The sequence below is a fragment of the Variovorax sp. dw_308 genome, assembly GCF_019207085.1.
Classification (GTDB): Bacteria; Pseudomonadota; Gammaproteobacteria; order Burkholderiales; family Burkholderiaceae_C; genus Variovorax.
Genome location: NZ_JAATOM010000001.1, coordinates 287473 through 304760, shown reverse-complemented (window position 1 = coordinate 304760; position 17288 = coordinate 287473). Strand labels below are relative to the sequence as shown.

Genomic DNA, 17288 nt, shown 5'->3' with positions numbered 1-17288 from the left:
GCGCTTTCACCTCATCGGTGAACGTGATCGAAGCCGGGAACGTCAAGGACCATGCTGCGTGTCTGAGGGTTCAGCGCGGTCAACTGCTTTTTCCAGGTTCAATGATCCGGCAGGCGAATTTCGGCCCACGCTTCGTCTTGCGATGGGCCGCCATCTCCAAGCGGACCCGGATCCCAGGCAAGGCCTTCCTGCGAAATACCTGCCGCGCTGGCAGCGCTCCTGGAGACCAGGAAGCTGCCGCTCGCAGCTGTCAGTCTGCTGCGGATGCGTTCGAGATCCTCGACCGGTCCGCCGACGATCGCCATCGTCGCGGCGCCGAGGGTCCCGACCACGACCCTGCCGCCGTGCATGGCCAACGACGAGCTTGCGTGCAGTCCCAGGTCCCGGGCGAGTTCGTGGCACAGGCTGGCCGCATCGGTGTCGATCCTGCGAGACACCGACAGCGCGCTGGCCGAAGCCGCCCGCGGGTCGTCGCCGCAGCGGAACAGGAGGATCCAGCTCGACGCTGCGTGCCTGAAGACTTCGGCGCGCGAGACCGCTGCTGCTTCCGCGATGGCTTGAAAGTGGCTGAGCGCATAGATCGCGTCATGCGAGGCCGCGCTCGGCGCGACCGAGCCGATGTCGAGCCTGGCATCCAGCAGAAGCAGGACCGCCTCGAACTCCGTCGCACCGGATGACGGCTGTATCGCGGGCCGTCCCGCGCGCGCGCCGGACAGGATCGGCACGACTTCCACATTGCCCACGGGCCGCAACTGGCACGCGAGCCGGATCGTTCCCTTCGTCGCGGCAAGACGGTGCAGGGCCCGTGCCTCGTCCACCTGCGGATCGGGGCAGTGCGACACGCCTTCGATGACGCGGACCCGGCATGTCGTGCACCGGGCGCGCCCGCCGCACAGGGCCTGATGGGGAATGCCGAAGCTTCGGCTCGCCTCCAGCACCGACCAGCCGCGCGGCACGCTGACGGTCCGGTCCGGATAGGAGATCCAGACCACCGACTTGCGCCGCCGCTCGTTGAGGCTGCGCGCCATGCGGCCGACCACGATCAGCAGCAGCAATGCAAGGTAGGTCCAGTGCGCGTCACCGCCAGACTGGTCCAGGCGGGCTTCCTGCGCGGCGTCTCCGTAAGGCGCCGGGATGACACGCCCGGACGACGGGGCGGACAGTTCCCTGCCCATGTTGACGAATCCCAGCGCGGCCAGCACCGGCAGGAGCAGCGCCGCACCGAACAGCGCGAGCTTGACGCGCTGGGACGAGACGCGGTGGCCGAATGCGAACCGAAGCCCCAGGCATCCGTGGATCCAGCCGGGCGCCAGCAGCCCGAGCGCCAGGCCCGATGCGCCGCCGGCCCAGAGTCCCGCCGCGACTCGCGTGTATTCCGCGGAAAGGCCGAACCTGTCGTGCGCATAGCGGGTGACGATGAAATGCGCGATCAAGCCGATCGGCATCACCAGTCCCAGGATGATGCGTATACCCTGGACCGGCGGCATGCGAAAGGTTCTCCGCTCGTAGACGGCCAGCAGCGCCAGCGAGACATGAACGGCCGCCGCGGCGTACAGGAGCACCGTGCCGGGCAGGCTGTGCCAGAAGCGCACGGTGAGCCGCAGCGCTTCCTCCGCGGTGTCCAGCGACACCAGTCCCAGTGCATGACAGGAAAGATGCACGGCCACGTAACTGAACAGCACCAGCCCGCTGGCCAGGCGCAGGTCGCGGCGGCTATGCGGAATGAAGCGCAGGACTCGTTGTGAGAGATCCACCAGATGTTGCCCGCAGGGTGAGTGAAGAGATGCAGAGGCCGGCCTGCGCAAAGCCGGTGGCTTCACGCGATGCGAGCGAGTATTTCGCGGATCCGGATCACGGCGCAAGTCGTGCCGCAAGGCAGCGGTCCGCAACAATGCCGGACCACCACGGGGGAATTGTCCAGATGAGAAACACCGCATCGAACCCAGAACTGCGAATCCGCGACGGGAGCGGCGAAGAGCTTCTCCAACTGGGGCAGCTCCTGGTCCGTGTCTATTCAGCGTCGTGTACTTCGGCGACATGGCGCATTACGGCTCCGCCGGTACGGCAACGATTTCTTCCAGCAGGCGTTGCAGGTATTCGGATTCCGCCTGAAGTTCGGGTAATTCAACGTTGCCGCCCCACGACCTGCACGGTACGAATCCTGCAAGTTCTGCAACTGCAAGTACTCACTCTCCCCTGAGGGCTACACACTTGGTTGCGAGTCGGCGACGAGCGCACCCGGCCACCGGAGTTTTTGGGCTTCAATGAACCTCCGCTGCGGTTTCATCAACCCTTCTTCGAGAGGCTCTTATGCTCGACCGACGCACTCTTGCGGCCTGCCTTGTGCTTGCCGCCCCGTATGCCGCCTGCCTGGCGCAGAACACCTTCACGGCGGACACGTACTTCGACAACCGCTGGTACATCACGCCCTTCGGCGCGTACGTCCATCCGGACAGCAATCGCAATGCCGAAAACGGGTGGGGCGGAGGACTGGCCGTTGGCAAGCCGATCAACCCGTACTGGAATATCGAGCTGCGCACCCAGTACGAGCAGCTCGATGGCAGGCTTGACACCACCCGTGGCATCTTCGACACCCAGAACAAATACAAGAACTGGAGCGGCACGATCGACGCGCAGTGGTTCTTCCTGGGCCGGCAGGGGCTGAGCAAATGGCAGTTGAAGAGTGTGCAACCCTATCTGGTGGCCGGCATCGGTGCGATCGACAACAAGACGGAGACGGCATTCGCCGCCAACAGCAGCCATACGAGCTTCATGGCCAATGCGGGCATCGGTATCGTCTGGCCGTTTGCCAACTGGGGCCGCCTGGTGAGCGACGTGCGCTACCGCTATGTCGACAACGCCAACAACACCAGGCTGGCGAGCCGGAGCAGTTCGAACGACTGGCTGTTCACGGTGGGCCTGCAAATCCCGATCGGGGCCCCGCCGATGGTGGCGGCGGCGTCGGTCCCACCCCCGCCGATGGCGGTGGCCCCACCTCCACCGCCGCCTCCGCCAGCGCCAGTGCGCAACTTCAACCTGGCCGCCGACGGCACCTTCGAGTTCGACAAGGCCGTGCTGACACCGACAGGCCGCAGCCGCATCGACGCCATGCTGCAGGAACTCCGGTCCGCCGGTTTCCGGGCGCGCTCGATCGTCATCGTCGGCTACACCGACCCGCTCGGCGGCGTCGAGTACAACCAGCGCCTGTCCGTGGCGCGGGCCAATGCCGTGCGCGACTACATGTCGGCCCAGGGCGTACCTGCCGGTGTGATCCAGACCGAAGGCCGCGGCAAGACGGAGCTCAAGGTCACTGAAGCCGATTGCAAGGCACAGGGCAAGGCGAAAAAGCGCAGTGATCTCATCGCCTGCCTGCAACCGGACCGTCGCGTGGAGATCCACGCCACGGGCGAACAGGCCGGGCCCTGAGCTACGCCAGTCAACCTTGAAGACCCGTCCTGCCATCGGGTGAGACCGATGAAGGACGGATAGCCGGCAGGACCCGACCGGCCCCGGACGCCCGATGACAAGCCCATCGGGCGTTTTTCATTGGCGTCCCACGCGATGCCGCACGGCCGACCCGGCGCAACGGCCACGTGAACGCGCGTTGCAACCGTTGATTTGTGTATTCCCGCGTAACCAACCGGCGCCGGCAATCGAATAATCCGTGCAGACCAATGCAACCGGCCTGTTTCCAGGGCGGCGCCATCCGACGGTTGGCGAAGCAGATCGATGAATTGGCCTCGCTGTTGTTCGATTGGAATCCGGCGCGCGCATGGGCCTTCATTGCGGACCGCCATGCATCGCCACACCAACATGAGGAGTGAAGCCATGCAGATCGATGAAGACAAGCTCAATGCCCTGATGGGCAGGATGGTCGCGGAGTTCGGTGCGCTGGCCGGCGCGCCACTGGTCATCCTCGGTGACCGGCTCGGACTGTACAAGGCGATGGCCGGCGCCGGGCCGATGACGCTCGACCAGTTCAGCGACAAGACGGGCCTGCGATTGCGCTATGCGCAGGAGTGGCTCAGCGCACAGGCCGCGAGCGGCTTCGTCGATTACGACCCCAAGGCGCAGACCTTCGCGCTCTCGCCCGAGACGGCGCTGGTACTTGCCGACGACAACAGCCCGGCCTTCATGGTGGGTGGTTTCGAAGTCCTGATGTCGATGTTCAATGACATCGACAAGATCCAGAAGGCCTTTCGCGACGGCATCGGCCTCGGCTGGCATGAACACCATCCCGCCCTGTTCAGCGGCACCGAACGCTTCTTCCGGGCCGGCTACAACGCCAACCTGGAGCCGAGCTGGATTCCGTCGCTCGACGGCATGCGCGAACGACTGCAGGCCGGCGCACGCGTGGCCGATGTCGGCTGCGGCTTCGGCGCCTCGACCATCGTGCTGGCGCAGGCGTATCCGCAGTCGACCTTCGTCGGCTATGACTATCACGAGCCTTCGGTCAACGCCGCGCGCGAGCGCGCCGCTGCGGCGGGTGTCGCCGACCGGGTGCGCTTCGAGGTGGCGGGGGCGAAGACCTATCCGGGCAAGGACTTCGACCTGGTGGCTTTCTTCGACTGCCTGCACGACATGGGGGACCCGGTGGGGGCGGCGCGCCATGTGCGCGAGACGCTGGCGCCGGACGGCATCTGGATGATCGTCGAGCCCTTCGCCAACGATCGCCTGGAGGACAACCTGAATCCGGTCGGGCGCATCTTCTATTCCGCCTCGACGATGGTCTGCACGCCCTGCTCCCTGTCGCAGGAAGTGGGGCGCGGGCTGGGCGCGCAGGCTGGCGAGGAGCGCCTGCGCGAGGTGGTGGTGAAGGAAGGCGGCTTCACGCGCTTCCGGCGTGCGGCGCAGACGCCGTTCAACCTGGTGTTCGAGGCGCGGCCGTAGCCAGGCTGGCTATCGCGCGGCCGGCAGGAAGCTGCCCACCAGCCCCACGGTCGTCGCCGTGCTCTCTTCCATCAACCAATGCCCCGCGCCCGGCACCACTTCCTGCTGGACGTTGGTGGCGGCATTGCGCATGACGATCGCCATGTTCGCGCCAAATGACTTCTCGCCGCCGATGGCCAGCACCGGCATCGGAAGCTTGTTCTTCGAGAAGGCGATGTTGTCGGCCACGTCCTTGGTCGCGATGGTGTTGAACTGCGCGAAGGCGGCGCGCATCGCGCCGGGTTGCGCGTACAGCTTCGTGTAGTGCCGCCGCGTCGCCTCGTCGATCTTCGACGGGGTGCCGGCGAACTCGTTCCAGAAGCGGTCGAGGTAGATGCGCTCGCGGCCCGCCACCAGTCGCTCGGCATTGGGGCCGCCGAAATTGAAGTGCCACAGCGCCGGCCACAGGATGATCTGGTCCCACGGCGCGATGCCCGGCACGGGCGCGTCCATCACGACCAGCTTGCCGACCTTGTCGGGGTAGCTGGCCGCATAGGCATACGCGACCATCGTGCCGATGTCATGGCCAACGACGTCGGTGTGGTCCTGCTGGAACGCCGTCACGACGGTGCGGATGTCGACGGCCTGCGACTTCTTGTCGTAGCCGCTCGGCGCCTTCGACGATTTGCCCATGCCGCGCAGGTCGGGCACGATGACCAGGTGCGTCTTCGCCAGTTCCTGCGCCAGCGGCGCCCACATGTCGCCGGTGTCGCCAAAGCCATGAATGAGCACGACGGCCGGGCCGCTGCCCCCGGAGCGCACGAAGATCGTCGCGCCATCCGCCATGGCGACGGTCCGGTTCTTGAAGCTGCCGGGGAACGCAGGCTCGGCGCTGGCATTGCCGATGCAGAGTGCAGCAATCAACAGCGCCAGGAACGGCACGACGCGAATCTTCATGAGGGAACTCCAGTGGTGGCGACGAAATGGTCCGACGCAGTGTGATGGCTCGCGACGCCGCGCGCCAGCCATATTCGAAGTAGGTCGTCCAGGCTCGCCTCTCCACTTGGCGGGGTTCAGCGCACAGGTTCAGATCGCGACGAGTTGCCGCACGCCCTGTGCTTCCATGTCCTTGCCGAGGCCGCGCGCGATCACTTCGCCGCGCTCCATCACCATGTAGTCGTCGGCCAGTTCCTGCGCGAAGTCGTAGTACTGCTCGCACAGCACGATGGCCATGTCGCCACGATCGGCCAGCATGCGGATGACGCGCCCGATGTCCTTGATGATGCTGGGCTGGATGCCTTCGGTGGGCTCATCGAGGATCAGCAGCTTGGGCTTGGGCGCGAGCGCGCGGGCGATGGCAAGCTGCTGCTGCTGCCCGCCGGAGAGGTCGCCGCCGCGGCGGTTGATCATCTGCTTGAGCACGGGGAACAGGTCGAACAGTTCCGACGGAATGGGCGTGCCGCCGCTCTTGTAGGCCAGGCCCATGCGAAGGTTCTCTTCCACGGTGAGTCGAGCGAAGATCTCGCGCCCTTGCGGCACGAAGCCCATGCCGGCGCGCGCGCGTTCGTAGGGGGTCTTCTTCTGGATCGGATGGCCGTCGAACTCGATGCTGCCGCTCTTGATGGGCACCAGGCCCATGAGCGACTTGAGCAGCGTGGTCTTGCCAACGCCATTGCGGCCGAGCAGCACCGTGACCTTGCCGAGCGTGGCGGTGAAGCTCACGTCGCGCAGGATGTGTGAGCCGCCGTAGTACTGGTGGACGTTCTTGACTGTGAGCATGTCTTTGTGTTCCGTCTTGGTTGGTCGCGAATGCCGCTATGACGAGCGCCCGGTACGCGGTACGGGCCGTGCGACCCTGCTGCGCCGGCCGCTTCGCGGCTCCCCTGTGCTGCTCGCGTTTCGCGGGGTCCCCATGAACTCGCTTCGCTCAAACAGCATGTGGCCCTGATCCGCGAAACACTGCGCTGCTCGGCGGCGCAGAAGGGATCGCCCGACCCGCACCGCGCACCGGGCTTGGGGGTGGTTCGGACGACATGCCCGCTTTTGGGGGCGGCAGCCCTCACCCCGGCCCTCTCCCAGAGGGAGAGGGAGGAAGACCGGGAGCCCGTCCACGGCGACGAATGATCGGAGGAAGGTCAAGGCGCTGTCCACCGCGGAGGCCGAGCGCGACACCAGCGCGTCCACGTCGGCGGGCGGTATGCGGTGCGGGTTGGTCGATCCCTTCTGCGCTGCCGAAGCGCGCAGCGTTTGGCGGATCAGGGCCACATGCTGTCTGAGCGAAGCGAGTTCATGTGGACCCCGCCGAACGCGAGCACTGCAGGGGAGTCGCGCAGCGACCAGCGCAGTAGGGTCGGCCGGCCCGTACCGCATGCCGACCGCCGACGCACCCCTAACCGACGCACCCCAGGCCGTCGCGCGCAACGCCCCCACACGCCTGTCAATGAACGACAAGTCAGCGCCCAAGATAAACCTCGATCACCCGCTCGTCGGACTGCACCTCGTCAAGCGTGCCTTGCGCAAGAACAGACCCATCGCAAAGCACCGTCACGATCTCCGAGATGGTCCGGATGAAGCTCATGTCGTGCTCCACCACCATCAGCGAATGCTTGCCCTTCAACGTGAGGAACAGTTCCGCCGTGCGCGCCGTCTCTTCGTCGGTCATGCCTGCCACCGGCTCGTCGAGCAGCAACAGCTTCGGGTCCTGCATCAGCAGCATCCCGATCTCCAGCCACTGCTTCTGCCCGTGGCTCAGGTTGCCGGCCATGCGCGCCACGCTGTCGCGCAGGTGGATTGTCTCCAGCACCTCCGCGAGTCGATCGCTCTGCTCCGAATCGAGCTTGAACAGCATCGAATGCTTCACGCCCTTGTTCGTCTTCAGCGCCAGCTCCAGGTTCTCGAACACCGTCAGTTGCTCGAACACCGTCGGCTTCTGGAACTTGCGCCCGATGCCCAACTGCGCAATGTCCGCCTCGCGATGCCGCAGCAGGTCGATCGTGCTGCCGAAGAACACCGTGCCCGAATCGGGCCGCGTCTTGCCGGTGATGATGTCCATCATGGTCGTCTTGCCGGCGCCGTTGGGGCCGATGATGCAGCGCAGCTCACCCGGCGCGATATCGAGCGACAGCTTGTTGATCGCCTTGAAGCCGTCGAAGCTCACGCTCACGTCCTCGAGGTACAAGATGCGGCCGTGCGTCACGTCCACTTCGCCTTCGGTCACGTGCCGGCCGAAGCCGGCCTCGCGGCCGCCCGATTCCGTCATGCCTTCGATGTCGATGCCTTCGTGGCGGGCGATGCGCAGCGCGCCCTCTTCCATCAGGTCCGGGGTCATGCGCGTGCTCCTTCGGGTTGGGCGGCGATCGACGACAAGGCCGCGGGCTCGACGCCTTCGGAAGTCGCGAGCGAGCGCTGTGCCTCCAGCCGCCCTTCGCTCAGTTCGGGGGCCGCGTCCTTCGGCGCCTTCATGCGCGCGATCCACTTCTTCACCAGGCCCACCACACCATCCGGCAGGAACAGCGTCACCGCGATGAACAGCGCGCCCAGGAAGTACAGCCAGTATTCCGGCGCCACCACCGTCAGCCAGCTCTTCGCGCCGTTCACGATGAAGGCGCCGATGATCGGCCCGATCAGCGTGGCACGCCCACCCACCGCGGCCCAGATCGCAATCTCGATCGAGTTGGCCGCGCTCATCTCGCCGGGGTTGATGATGCCGACCTGCGGCACGTACAACGCCCCCGCGACGCCGCACATGATGGCCGAGATGACCCAGATCGTGAGCTTGTAGGGCAGCGGGTTGTAGCCCGAGAACATCACGCGCGTCTCGGCATCGCGGATGGCCTGTAGCACGCGGCCGAACTTGCTGCCGATCAGCCACTTGCCGAACAGGAAGAAGCCCAGCAAGGTGCAGCCGGTCAACACGAACAGCGTCATGCGCATGCTCTGCGTGGCGATCGGGATGCCCAGGATGCGCTTGAAATCCGTGAAGCCGTTGTTGCCGCCGAAGCCCGTCTCGTTGCGGAAGAACAGCAGCATCGCCGCGAAGGTCATGGCCTGCGTGATGATCGAGAAGTACACGCCCTTGATGCGCGAGCGGAAGGCGAAGAAGCCGAACACGAAGGCGATCAGGCCCGGCACCGCGACGATCAGGATCAGCGTCATCACGAAGCTGCCGCTGAAGGTCCAGTGCCAGGGCAGCGCCTTCCAGTCGAGGAACACCATGAAGTCCGGCAGGTCGCTCTTGTAGTTGCCGTCGCGGCCGATCTGGCGCATGAGGTACATGCCCATCATGTAGCCGCCGAGCGCGAAGAACATGCCATGGCCCAGCGACAGGATGCCGGTGTAGCCCCAGATCAGGTCCATCGCCAGCGCGCAGATCGCGTAGCACATGATCTTGCCGAGCAGCGCCACCGCGTAGTCGCTCATATAGAACATGCTCTCGTGCGGCACCCAGAGGTTCAGCACCGGCGCCACGGCGCACACGGCAATCAGCGCGATGCAGAAGGCCGTCCAGCCCTTGCCGCTCAGCAGCGGACCTTTGGGGGGTAGTGCAATCTTGCTCATGCTTCTGCGCTCCGGCCCTTCATGGCAAAGATCCCTTGGGGTCTCTTCTGGATGAAGATGATGATGAAGACCAGCACCGCGATCTTCGCGAGCACCGCGCCGGCCCAGCCCTCGATGAACTTGTTCAGGATGCCCAGGCCCATCGCGGCGTAGACGGTACCGGCCAGTTGCCCGACGCCGCCCATCACCACCACCATGAACGAATCCACGATGTAGTTCTGGCCAAGGTCCGGGCCGACGTTGCCGATCTGGCTCAACGCGCAACCCGCCAGGCCCGCGATACCGGAACCCAGCGCGAAGGCGTAGGTGTCGATGCGCGCCGTGTTCACGCCCATGCACGATGCGATCGGCCGGTTCTGCGTCACGCCGCGCACGAACAGGCCCAGCCGCGTCTTGCCGATCAGCCATCCCATCGCCAGCAGCACCAGCCCCGCGAAGATGATGATGCAGATGCGGTTCCACGGCAGCGTGACGTTGCTCAGCATCGTGAAGCCGCCGCTCATCCAGGCGGGGTTCTCCACGCCGACGTTCTGAGCGCCGAAGAAGGTGCGCACCAGTTGCTGAAGCATCAGGCTGATGCCCCAGGTGGCCAGCAGCGTCTCCAGCGGCCGGCCGTAGAGGAAGCGGATCACGCCGCGCTCCAGGATCGCGCCAACCAGCGCGGACGCCAGGAACGACACCGGGATCGCCGCCACCAGGTACAGGCCGAAGGCGGACTCCGGCAGGTACTTCTGGAAGATGCCCTGCATCACGTAGGTTGCGTAGGCGCCGATCATCATCAGTTCCCCGTGCGCCATGTTGATCACGCCCATCAGACCGTAGGTGATGGCCAGGCCGAGGGCGGCCAGCAGCAGCACCGAGCCCAGGCTGATGCCGCTGAAAATGGCATTGATGCGGTCGCCCCAGACCAGTGCGCCGTCGATGTTGGCAATGGCTTTCTGGAGCGCAGCCTTGACGTCGGGCTCGGTCTCGTCGGTCAAGCGCTCGTTCAGCAGCAGCTTGGTTTCCGGGCTCTTGCTTTCGCCGAGCGCGGTGGCCGCCGCGATCCGCTTGGTCTTGTCGGTGCTGTTCAGCAGCGATGCGGCACGCACCAGTTCGAGCTTGGCCTTGATGTTGTCGTTGGTCTCGATCGACAGCACTTTCTCCACCATCGGGATGCGCGATTCGTCAGGGTTCTTCAGCAGCGCATTGGCGGCTTCGAGGCGCACCGCCTCGTCCTTGCTGTTGACCAGCTTCAGCACCGATTGCGCCGCGTCGAAGGCGCCGCGCATGAGGTTGTTGTTCACCACGTCCTCGGCGTCGTCGGGCACCTTCAGTTCCGCGCCGGTCACGGGGTCGTAGCCCTTGTCGCCCTTCATCAGGAAGACCTTGTCGGCGGTGAACTTGACCGAATCGTCAGCCATCGCCTGGATGAAGGCCGAGGTCTTGTCGTCGGCCGTGGCAACGGCCTTGTTCAGCGCCGCGACGCGCTCCTCGGTCTCGCCGGAGGCGATCGCCTTCGCCTCTTCCGCGGTCAACGCATGGGCCGCGCCGGCCACCAGCAGCATGGCCGCGACTGCGCCCTCGAGAAATCGCCGGTACATGGCATTTGAGTGCATGGTTCCATCCAAAAAGAAGGCCCGCCCTTGCGGCAGGGAACGCAGCAAGGAACGGGCCAGAGGCTCCGCAATGCGCCCCGGTAAAGAGGCGCTTGGGCGAAGGCTTCTTACATCGACTTGCCAGCCGGGTAGTCAGGCTTCTTGTCGTTGCCTTCGATGTACGGGCTCCACGGCTTGGCCTTGACCGGACCCGGCGTCTTCCAGACCACGTTGAACTGGCCGTCGGCCTTGATCTCGCCGATGAACACGCTCTTGTGCAGGTGATGGTTCTTCTCATCCATCTTCGACACGATGCCCGAGGGCGCCGTGAAGGTCTGGCCCGCCATCGCGGCGACGACCTTGTCGGTGTCGGTCGACTTGGCCTTCTCGACGGCCTGCTTCCACATGTGGATGCCGATCCAGGTGGCTTCCATCGGGTCGTTGGTGAGCGGCTTGTCCATCTGGCCGGGGATCTTCTTTTCCTTGGCGTAGTCGCTCCACTGCTTGATCCAGGCCGCGTTGGTCGGGTTCTTGATCGACATGAAGTAGTTCCATGCGGCCAGGTGCCCAACCAGCGGCTTGGTGTCCACGCCGCGCAGTTCTTCCTCGCCCACCGAGAAGGCGACGACCGGCACGTCCTTGGCCTTCAGGCCGGCATTGCCCAGTTCCTTGTAGAAGGGCACGTTGGAGTCGCCATTGATGGTCGATACCACCGCCGTCTTGCCGCCTGCCGAGAACTTCTTGATGTCGGCCACGATGGTCTGGTAGTCGCTGTGGCCGAACGGGGTGTACTTCTCGTCGATGTCGGTGTCCTTCACGCCCTTGCTCTTCAGGTAGGCACGCAGGATCTTGTTGGTGGTGCGGGGATACACGTAGTCCGTGCCCAGCAGCACCCAGCGCTTGGCGCCGCCGCCTTCCTTGCTCATCAGGTAGTCGACAGCCGGGATGGCTTGCTGGTTGGGCGCGGCACCCGTGTAGAACACGTTCTTGCTCAGCTCTTCACCCTCGTACTGCACGGGGTAGAACAGCAGGCCGTTCATTTCTTCCAGCACCGGCAGCACCGACTTGCGCGACACCGAGGTCCAGCAGCCGAAGATGACGGCGACCTTGTCCTGGCCCAGCAGCTGCTTGGTCTTCTCGGCGAAGAGCGGCCAGTTCGAAGCCGGATCGACGACCACGGGCTCGAGTTGCTTGCCCATCACGCCGCCATGCTTGTTGATGTCGTCGATCGACATCAGCACCATGTCCTTGAGCGCGGTTTCCGAGATCGCCATCGTGCCCGACAGCGAGTGCAGGATGCCGACCTTGATGGTGTCGGCAGCGAATGCGGGCGCAGCGCCAAGGGCGGCAAGCGCGACGCTGGCGGTGAGCGCCTTGAGAGTGAATCGACGTTGCATGAGCATCCTTCTCCGGTGGTGGTTGAGTTTTTTCGCCAGCGCTTTGCTGACGATGGACGGAGTTTGCGGATGACATGGGTTGCCAGAAATACGCCGGGTGGCGTACAGGGCGGCTCGCGTAGCATGCCGCACCCGTTTCCTCCTGCCCCACATGACTTACGACCCATCGCTACCAAATTGGCAACTCGTGCTGCAGGCCATCGAAGCTCTTGGGGGACGAGCGACCGTCCCCGAACTCGAGGCTTACTTTCGCGAGAACTTTCCAGACCGGAATGTCATCAATGTGCGGCCCGACACGACGCTGCTCACGGTGAATGCAAACACGCGCGTCCACTACAGCGGTGGCAAGCTGCCGAGGCGAACCGACGCTGGGAACAAGTACGACAAGCTCTTTCGCCGGGCAGATGGCTCGTATGAGCTTTACGACCCCAAGATTCACGGGGTTTGGGAAATTGCACAGGACGCAAGCGGCACACGGAGCGTGCGGCAAGCCACAGACGTCCCGGCTGCTGGGCGCGCCGAACAAGTGGTCGCGCCGGTGGACGCGCCAGCGACGGAATCTTCGGCTGACGGCGGCGGCCGATTTGCCCTTGAAGCTCACCTTCGTGACTATCTCGCGCAAAACCTCGCGACCGTCCCCGATCTGCCCTCCCGGCTCACTCTCTTCGTCGATGAATCTGGCGTTCCAGGGGTGGAGTACCGAACCGAAGTCGGGGTCGTAGATATCCTCGCACGCGGCGATGACGGCGCGTTCTATGTACTTGAATTGAAGCTTGGCCGTGGACCGGATGCAGCACTCGGCCAGACGCTTCGCTATATGGGGTGGGTCAGACACCGGCTTGCCGGTGATCACGCCGTCTACGGAGTGGTCATCGCTGCCGAGATCTCGGACAAGCTCCGTTACGCGGCTTCTGTTGCAACGGGAATTTTCCTGATGGAGTACGACCTCAAGGTCGCGCTGCGAATCTCGAAGCCTGTGGGTGCCTGAGTCTCGATACAGGCAAGCAAGCCCCAAATCAGGACTTTGAAGGCGGGAGCATCCGGAACGCCCGCGCCACGAACGCCCACACCAGCTTCGACGCATCCGGCCCGCCCGCATCGCTGAACGCCAGCCGCGACGCGCCGCCACTCCAGGCATGCCCCAGCGACTCGACCTGGTACAGCGTGACGCAGACGCGCCCGCTGCGCCTGAAGTCCGTGACCCGCGCGGGATAGCGCTTGCCCCGCTGCAACAACCGCTCGGCGGCGGGGCGCGCGCCGCAAGCAGTCGCCCAAACCGCTGCCGCGTTCGTGGCGTTGCTGGCCGCAACGACCGCATCGCGGTCCCCGTGCAGCACCAGCATCGGCGGCAGGCTGGCGCCGACCACCGCCGCGCCGAAGGCCTTGCCCACGGCCACGGCCGGCACCAGCGGCACGCGCCGGCCGCTCATCGCGCCGATGGCCGTCGCGCTCGACCGCGCCGCACCCGGCGCCACGCCCGAATGCATGGCCACCGCCTTGAAGCGCGTCGGATACCGCGTGGCCAGCAGCGCCGCCATGCCCGCGCCGGCCGAGAGCCCCGCCACCGCCACGCGTTCGCGGTCGATCGGGTAAAGCAGGCTGACCTGGTCCACCGCCGTCATCAAGGTCGCGGCCTCGCGGTCCGCATGGCCGGAGCGCGTGTCATACCAGTTCCAGCAGCCCTGCGGATGGTGCAGCCTGTCCTGCTCGGGGTAGAGAACCATGAAGCCTTCGCGTGCGGCGATGCGGTTCATGCGGGTGCTTGCGGCAAAGTCGCGGCCGGTCTGGCCGCAGCCGTGCAGCATCACCATCAGCGGCATCTTTTCACCAGCGGCGAGTTCGACGTGCGGCCTGAACAGGTGGTAGCCGCGCGTGCCGCCCGGCCCCATCGCCATGCCGGTGAGCCAGTCTCCGTTGCCGGGCGGCGGCTTGCGCTGCTGCGCGGCCGCGCGCGCCACTTGCTTGCCCACCTGCTTCGCCAGGCGCTTGCTGGTGCCCACCGCAACCTTGGTGAGCGCCTTCAGGTTGCGCTGATACGCACGCGTGAGCGTGGAGGAAGAAGATCGACGTGCCACATGCCAACCGTAGCAGCTTCCGCGCCTCAGCGCGGTTCCGCTATGGTTCCAATAGCACGTGGGTCCCGGTGCCCGGGCGCGTGCCGTCGATTTCGTGGTGCCGGGTCGCTCAATAGATGTCCGGCACGTACATGTCCGCCGGCACCGGCTGGCGCAGGTAGTCCGCATTGCGCACCCGCGGCGGGAGCACCACCGGCGCATGCGGCACTTCCTCGTACGGAAACTGCCCCAGCAGGTGCGTGATGCAGTTGAGCCGCGCGGCCTTCTTGTCGACCGCCTGCACCACCCACCACGGCGCCTCGGGGATGTGCGTGCGCTCCAGCATGATCTCCTTCGCCTTGGTGTATTCCTCCCAGCGGCGGCGGCTTTCCAGGTCCATCGGGCTCAGCTTCCACTGCTTGAGCGGATCGTGGATGCGGCCGAGGAAACGCATGTGCTGTTCTTCGTCGGTGATGGAGAACCAGTACTTGATCACCTTGATGCCAGAGCGCACCAGCATGCGCTCGAACTCCGGCACCGAGCGGAAGAACTCCTCGTACTCGGCGTCGGAGCAGAAGCCCATCACGCGCTCCACGCCGGCGCGGTTGTACCAGCTGCGGTCGAACAGCACCATCTCGCCGGCGGCCGGCAGGTGCGTCACGTAGCGCTGGAAGTACCACTGCGTGCGCTCGCGGTCGTTCGGCGCAGGCAGTGCCGCGACGCGGGCCACGCGCGGATTGAGGCGCTGCGTGATGCGCTTGATCACGCCGCCCTTGCCGGCCGCGTCGCGCCCCTCGAACAGGATCACCACCTTCTGCCGGGTGTGCTGGACCCAGTCCTGCAGCTTCACCAGTTCGCCCTGCAGCCGGAACAGCTCCTTGAAGTAGTGCTGGCGCGCGGCCTTGTCGGCGCCGACGGGCGCGCCGTCCGCGTCGATCTCGCGGTCCTCGATCTCCAGTTCCAGCTCTTCGTCATAGCTGTCGATCAGGTCGCGCGCGATGCGATCCATCAGGGCGTCGTGGTCTTGCAGTGTGGCGGGCATCGTCGTCATGGCAGGTTCCTCCGGGAAAAGCGGCGAACTCCCGATGCTGACGCCGCCCCATGACTGATCCGTGACAGACAAGGCCGCGATCGCCGGCCGTCACACCACTGTCATGCAGCGGCGAGACGATGCCCACAACTTTTTTCAGGGAAACCGCCATGGCTTCGCTCGCCGACAACGCCCCGCTTTCGATCCACCCGCCCGCGACAGCGCGCCTCTCGCTCGACACCAGGCCCAGCCCGGTGACCTTGGTCGTGTTCGTCGGCCTGCTGGCCGCCGGGCTGCTCTACACGGCATGGAGCCTGGTCGAGGACGTGAGCGCCTCCGGCGCGCCGATGACGACCTGGGTGCCTTACCTGCTGCTGGGCGTGGCGTTGCTCATCGCGCTGGGCTTCGAATTCGTCAATGGCTTCCACGACACGGCCAACGCGGTCGCCACCGTGATCTACACCCACTCGTTGCCCCCCAATTTCGCGGTCGTTTGGTCGGGCTTCTTCAACTTCCTGGGCGTGCTGGTGTCGAGCGGCGCGGTGGCCTTCGGCATCATCTCGCTGCTGCCGGTGGAACTGATCCTGCAGGTCGGCTCCAGCGCCGGCTTCGCGATGGTGTTCGCGCTGCTGATCGCCGCGATCATCTGGAACCTCGGCACCTGGTGGCTCGGCCTGCCGGCGTCGTCGTCGCACACGCTGATCGGCTCCATCATCGGCGTCGGCATCGCCAACGCGCTGATGCACGGCCGCGACGGCACCAGCGGTGTCGACTGGTCGCAGGCCACCAAGGTCGGCTATTCGCTGCTGCTGTCGCCGCTGGTCGGCTTCGGCTGTGCCGCCCTGCTGCTGCTGGCGCTGCGCGCCTTCGTCAAGAACCGCGCGCTCTACGAGGAGCCGCGCGGCAACGCGCCGCCGCCGTGGTGGATCCGCGGCCTGCTGGTGCTGACCTGCACCGGCGTCTCCTTCGCCCACGGCTCCAACGACGGCCAGAAGGGCATGGGCCTGATCATGCTGATCCTGGTCGGCACCGTGCCGATGGCCTATGCGCTGAACCGCGCAATGCCGGCCGACAAGACCGTGCAGTTCGTGGCCGTGGCCGAACTGGCGCAAGGTGCAATGAACCGCACCGTTCCCACGTCGCTGCCGGCCGCCGGCGTGCCCGCCGCACGCGAGACGCTGTCGACCTACCTGCGCACCCGCGAATACGGCCCGACCGTGGTGCCCGCCATCTCCCAGCTCACCGGCAGCATCGCCGCCCAGGTGCGCGAGAACGGCTCGCTGGCCCAGTTGCCGGCCAGCGCCGTGGCCAACGTGCGCAACGACATGTACCTCAGCTCCGAATCGATCCGCCTGCTGGACAAGTCCGGCGCCGTGAAGTTCGAGGGCGACGCCAGGGCCGCCCTGACCGCCTACCGCCAGGAACTCGACGACGCGACCCGCTTCATCCCGCTGTGGGTGAAGGTGGCGGTCGCGATCGCGCTGGGCCTGGGCACCATGATCGGCTGGAAGCGCATCGTCGTCACCGTCGGCGAGAAGATCGGCAAGACGCATCTCACCTACGCGCAAGGCGCCTCGGCGGAACTGGTCGCGATGCTGACGATCGGCGCGGCGGACATCTACGGCCTGCCGGTGTCGACCACGCACGTGCTCTCCTCGGGCGTCGCGGGCACGATGGCGGCCAATCGCTCCGGCCTGCAATGGGGCACCTTGCGCAGCCTCGCCATGGCCTGGGTGCTGACGCTGCCGGTGGCGATGCTGCTGTCGGGCTCGCTGTACTGGCTGTTCACCAAGTTGTTCTGATC

The 17288-nt window shown here is 65.7% G+C and carries 13 protein-coding genes; 4 read left to right on the top strand and 9 right to left on the bottom strand.

The genetic code is table 11. From position 1 onward, the window contains the following. Window positions 1-98: 98 nt before the first annotated feature. Window positions 99-1754 carry a 2Fe-2S iron-sulfur cluster-binding protein gene (locus HCU76_RS37110; RefSeq protein ID WP_218508212.1) on the bottom strand — a complete coding sequence of 552 codons (1656 nt, stop codon included), beginning with the start codon at window positions 1752-1754 and terminating at the stop codon, window positions 99-101. A 556-nt stretch (window positions 1755-2310) separates the two neighbouring features. Here HCU76_RS37110 and HCU76_RS01340 point away from each other — a divergent pair. Next, window positions 2311-3426: an OmpA family protein gene (locus HCU76_RS01340; RefSeq protein WP_213955346.1), complete on the top strand. Its 1116-nt coding sequence runs from the start codon at window positions 2311-2313 to the stop codon at window positions 3424-3426. 402 nt (window positions 3427-3828) lie between these two features. Continuing rightward, window positions 3829-4890, top strand: a complete 1062-nt coding sequence (locus HCU76_RS01335) for a class I SAM-dependent methyltransferase (RefSeq protein WP_218508211.1) — start codon at window positions 3829-3831, stop codon at window positions 4888-4890. A gap of 9 nt (window positions 4891-4899) precedes the next feature. On the opposite strand, the gene HCU76_RS01330 is transcribed toward HCU76_RS01335, so the two are convergent. The 6 genes from HCU76_RS01330 to urtA all read right to left on the bottom strand — a co-directional run bounded on the left by HCU76_RS01330 (window position 4900) and on the right by urtA (window position 12400). Continuing rightward, on the bottom strand, window positions 4900-5826 hold the full coding sequence (locus HCU76_RS01330; protein WP_218508210.1) for an alpha/beta fold hydrolase: 927 nt from the start codon (window positions 5824-5826) through the stop codon (window positions 4900-4902). A gap of 129 nt (window positions 5827-5955) precedes the next feature. Next, the gene (urtE, locus tag HCU76_RS01325; RefSeq protein WP_218508209.1) at window positions 5956-6648 is read right to left on the bottom strand and encodes an urea ABC transporter ATP-binding subunit UrtE; all 693 of its coding nucleotides are present in this window, start codon (window positions 6646-6648) and stop codon (window positions 5956-5958) included. A gap of 673 nt (window positions 6649-7321) precedes the next feature. Further along, window positions 7322-8197 (bottom strand): urea ABC transporter ATP-binding protein UrtD, encoded by an 876-nt coding sequence (gene urtD, locus HCU76_RS01320; protein WP_213955342.1) that lies wholly within the window; start codon window positions 8195-8197, stop codon window positions 7322-7324. Continuing rightward, complete coding sequence (urtC, locus tag HCU76_RS01315; RefSeq protein ID WP_213955341.1) at window positions 8194-9426, bottom strand: urea ABC transporter permease subunit UrtC; 1233 nt, start codon at window positions 9424-9426, stop codon at window positions 8194-8196. Before urtC ends, urtD begins: the two co-directional genes overlap by 4 nt. Beyond that, window positions 9423-10973 carry an urea ABC transporter permease subunit UrtB gene (gene urtB, locus HCU76_RS01310; RefSeq protein WP_213955479.1) on the bottom strand — a complete coding sequence of 517 codons (1551 nt, stop codon included), beginning with the start codon at window positions 10971-10973 and terminating at the stop codon, window positions 9423-9425. The genes urtC and urtB overlap by 4 nt, the downstream gene beginning before the upstream one ends. 158 nt (window positions 10974-11131) lie before the next feature. After that, window positions 11132-12400 carry an urea ABC transporter substrate-binding protein gene (urtA, locus tag HCU76_RS01305; RefSeq protein ID WP_213955340.1) on the bottom strand — a complete coding sequence of 423 codons (1269 nt, stop codon included), beginning with the start codon at window positions 12398-12400 and terminating at the stop codon, window positions 11132-11134. A 151-nt stretch (window positions 12401-12551) separates the two neighbouring features. Between urtA and HCU76_RS01300 the strand changes: the two genes are divergently transcribed. Continuing rightward, window positions 12552-13388 (top strand): endonuclease NucS domain-containing protein, encoded by an 837-nt coding sequence (locus tag HCU76_RS01300; protein WP_213955339.1) that lies wholly within the window; start codon window positions 12552-12554, stop codon window positions 13386-13388. Window positions 13389-13416: 28 nt separating this feature from the next. On the opposite strand, the gene HCU76_RS01295 is transcribed toward HCU76_RS01300, so the two are convergent. Together HCU76_RS01295 and ppk2 are read right to left on the bottom strand one after the other, a co-directional pair. Further along, the gene (locus HCU76_RS01295; protein WP_213955338.1) at window positions 13417-14475 is read right to left on the bottom strand and encodes a PHB depolymerase family esterase; all 1059 of its coding nucleotides are present in this window, start codon (window positions 14473-14475) and stop codon (window positions 13417-13419) included. Window positions 14476-14584: 109 nt separating this feature from the next. Next, window positions 14585-15496 carry a polyphosphate kinase 2 gene (gene ppk2 / locus HCU76_RS01290; protein WP_213955478.1) on the bottom strand — a complete coding sequence of 304 codons (912 nt, stop codon included), beginning with the start codon at window positions 15494-15496 and terminating at the stop codon, window positions 14585-14587. Window positions 15497-15654: 158 nt separating this feature from the next. Here ppk2 and HCU76_RS01285 point away from each other — a divergent pair, with 158 nt between their 5' ends. Then, window positions 15655-17286 carry an inorganic phosphate transporter gene (locus HCU76_RS01285; RefSeq protein ID WP_213955337.1) on the top strand — a complete coding sequence of 544 codons (1632 nt, stop codon included), beginning with the start codon at window positions 15655-15657 and terminating at the stop codon, window positions 17284-17286. Window positions 17287-17288: the final 2 nt, after the last annotated feature.

Excerpts from the sequence above, each read along its gene's own strand:
- urtE (WP_218508209.1), bottom strand. The coding sequence starts at position 6,648 with ATGCTCACAGTCAAGAACGTCCACCAGTACTACGGCGGCTCACACATC.
- urtA (WP_213955340.1), bottom strand. The coding sequence starts at position 12,400 with ATGCAACGTCGATTCACTCTCAAGGCGCTCACCGCCAGCGTCGCGCTT.
- HCU76_RS01285 (WP_213955337.1), top strand. The coding sequence starts at position 15,655 with ATGGCTTCGCTCGCCGACAACGCCCCGCTTTCGATCCACCCGCCCGCG.
- HCU76_RS01300 (WP_213955339.1), top strand. The coding sequence starts at position 12,552 with ATGACTTACGACCCATCGCTACCAAATTGGCAACTCGTGCTGCAGGCC.
- HCU76_RS01330 (WP_218508210.1), bottom strand. The coding sequence starts at position 5,826 with ATGAAGATTCGCGTCGTGCCGTTCCTGGCGCTGTTGATTGCTGCACTC.
- urtB (WP_213955479.1), bottom strand. The coding sequence starts at position 10,973 with ATGCTGCTGGTGGCCGGCGCGGCCCATGCGTTGACCGCGGAAGAGGCG.
- HCU76_RS01335 (WP_218508211.1), top strand. The coding sequence starts at position 3,829 with ATGCAGATCGATGAAGACAAGCTCAATGCCCTGATGGGCAGGATGGTC.
- urtD (WP_213955342.1), bottom strand. The coding sequence starts at position 8,197 with ATGACCCCGGACCTGATGGAAGAGGGCGCGCTGCGCATCGCCCGCCAC.
- ppk2 (WP_213955478.1), bottom strand. The coding sequence starts at position 15,496 with ATGCCCGCCACACTGCAAGACCACGACGCCCTGATGGATCGCATCGCG.
- HCU76_RS01340 (WP_213955346.1), top strand. The coding sequence starts at position 2,311 with ATGCTCGACCGACGCACTCTTGCGGCCTGCCTTGTGCTTGCCGCCCCG.
- urtC (WP_213955341.1), bottom strand. The coding sequence starts at position 9,426 with ATGAGCAAGATTGCACTACCCCCCAAAGGTCCGCTGCTGAGCGGCAAG.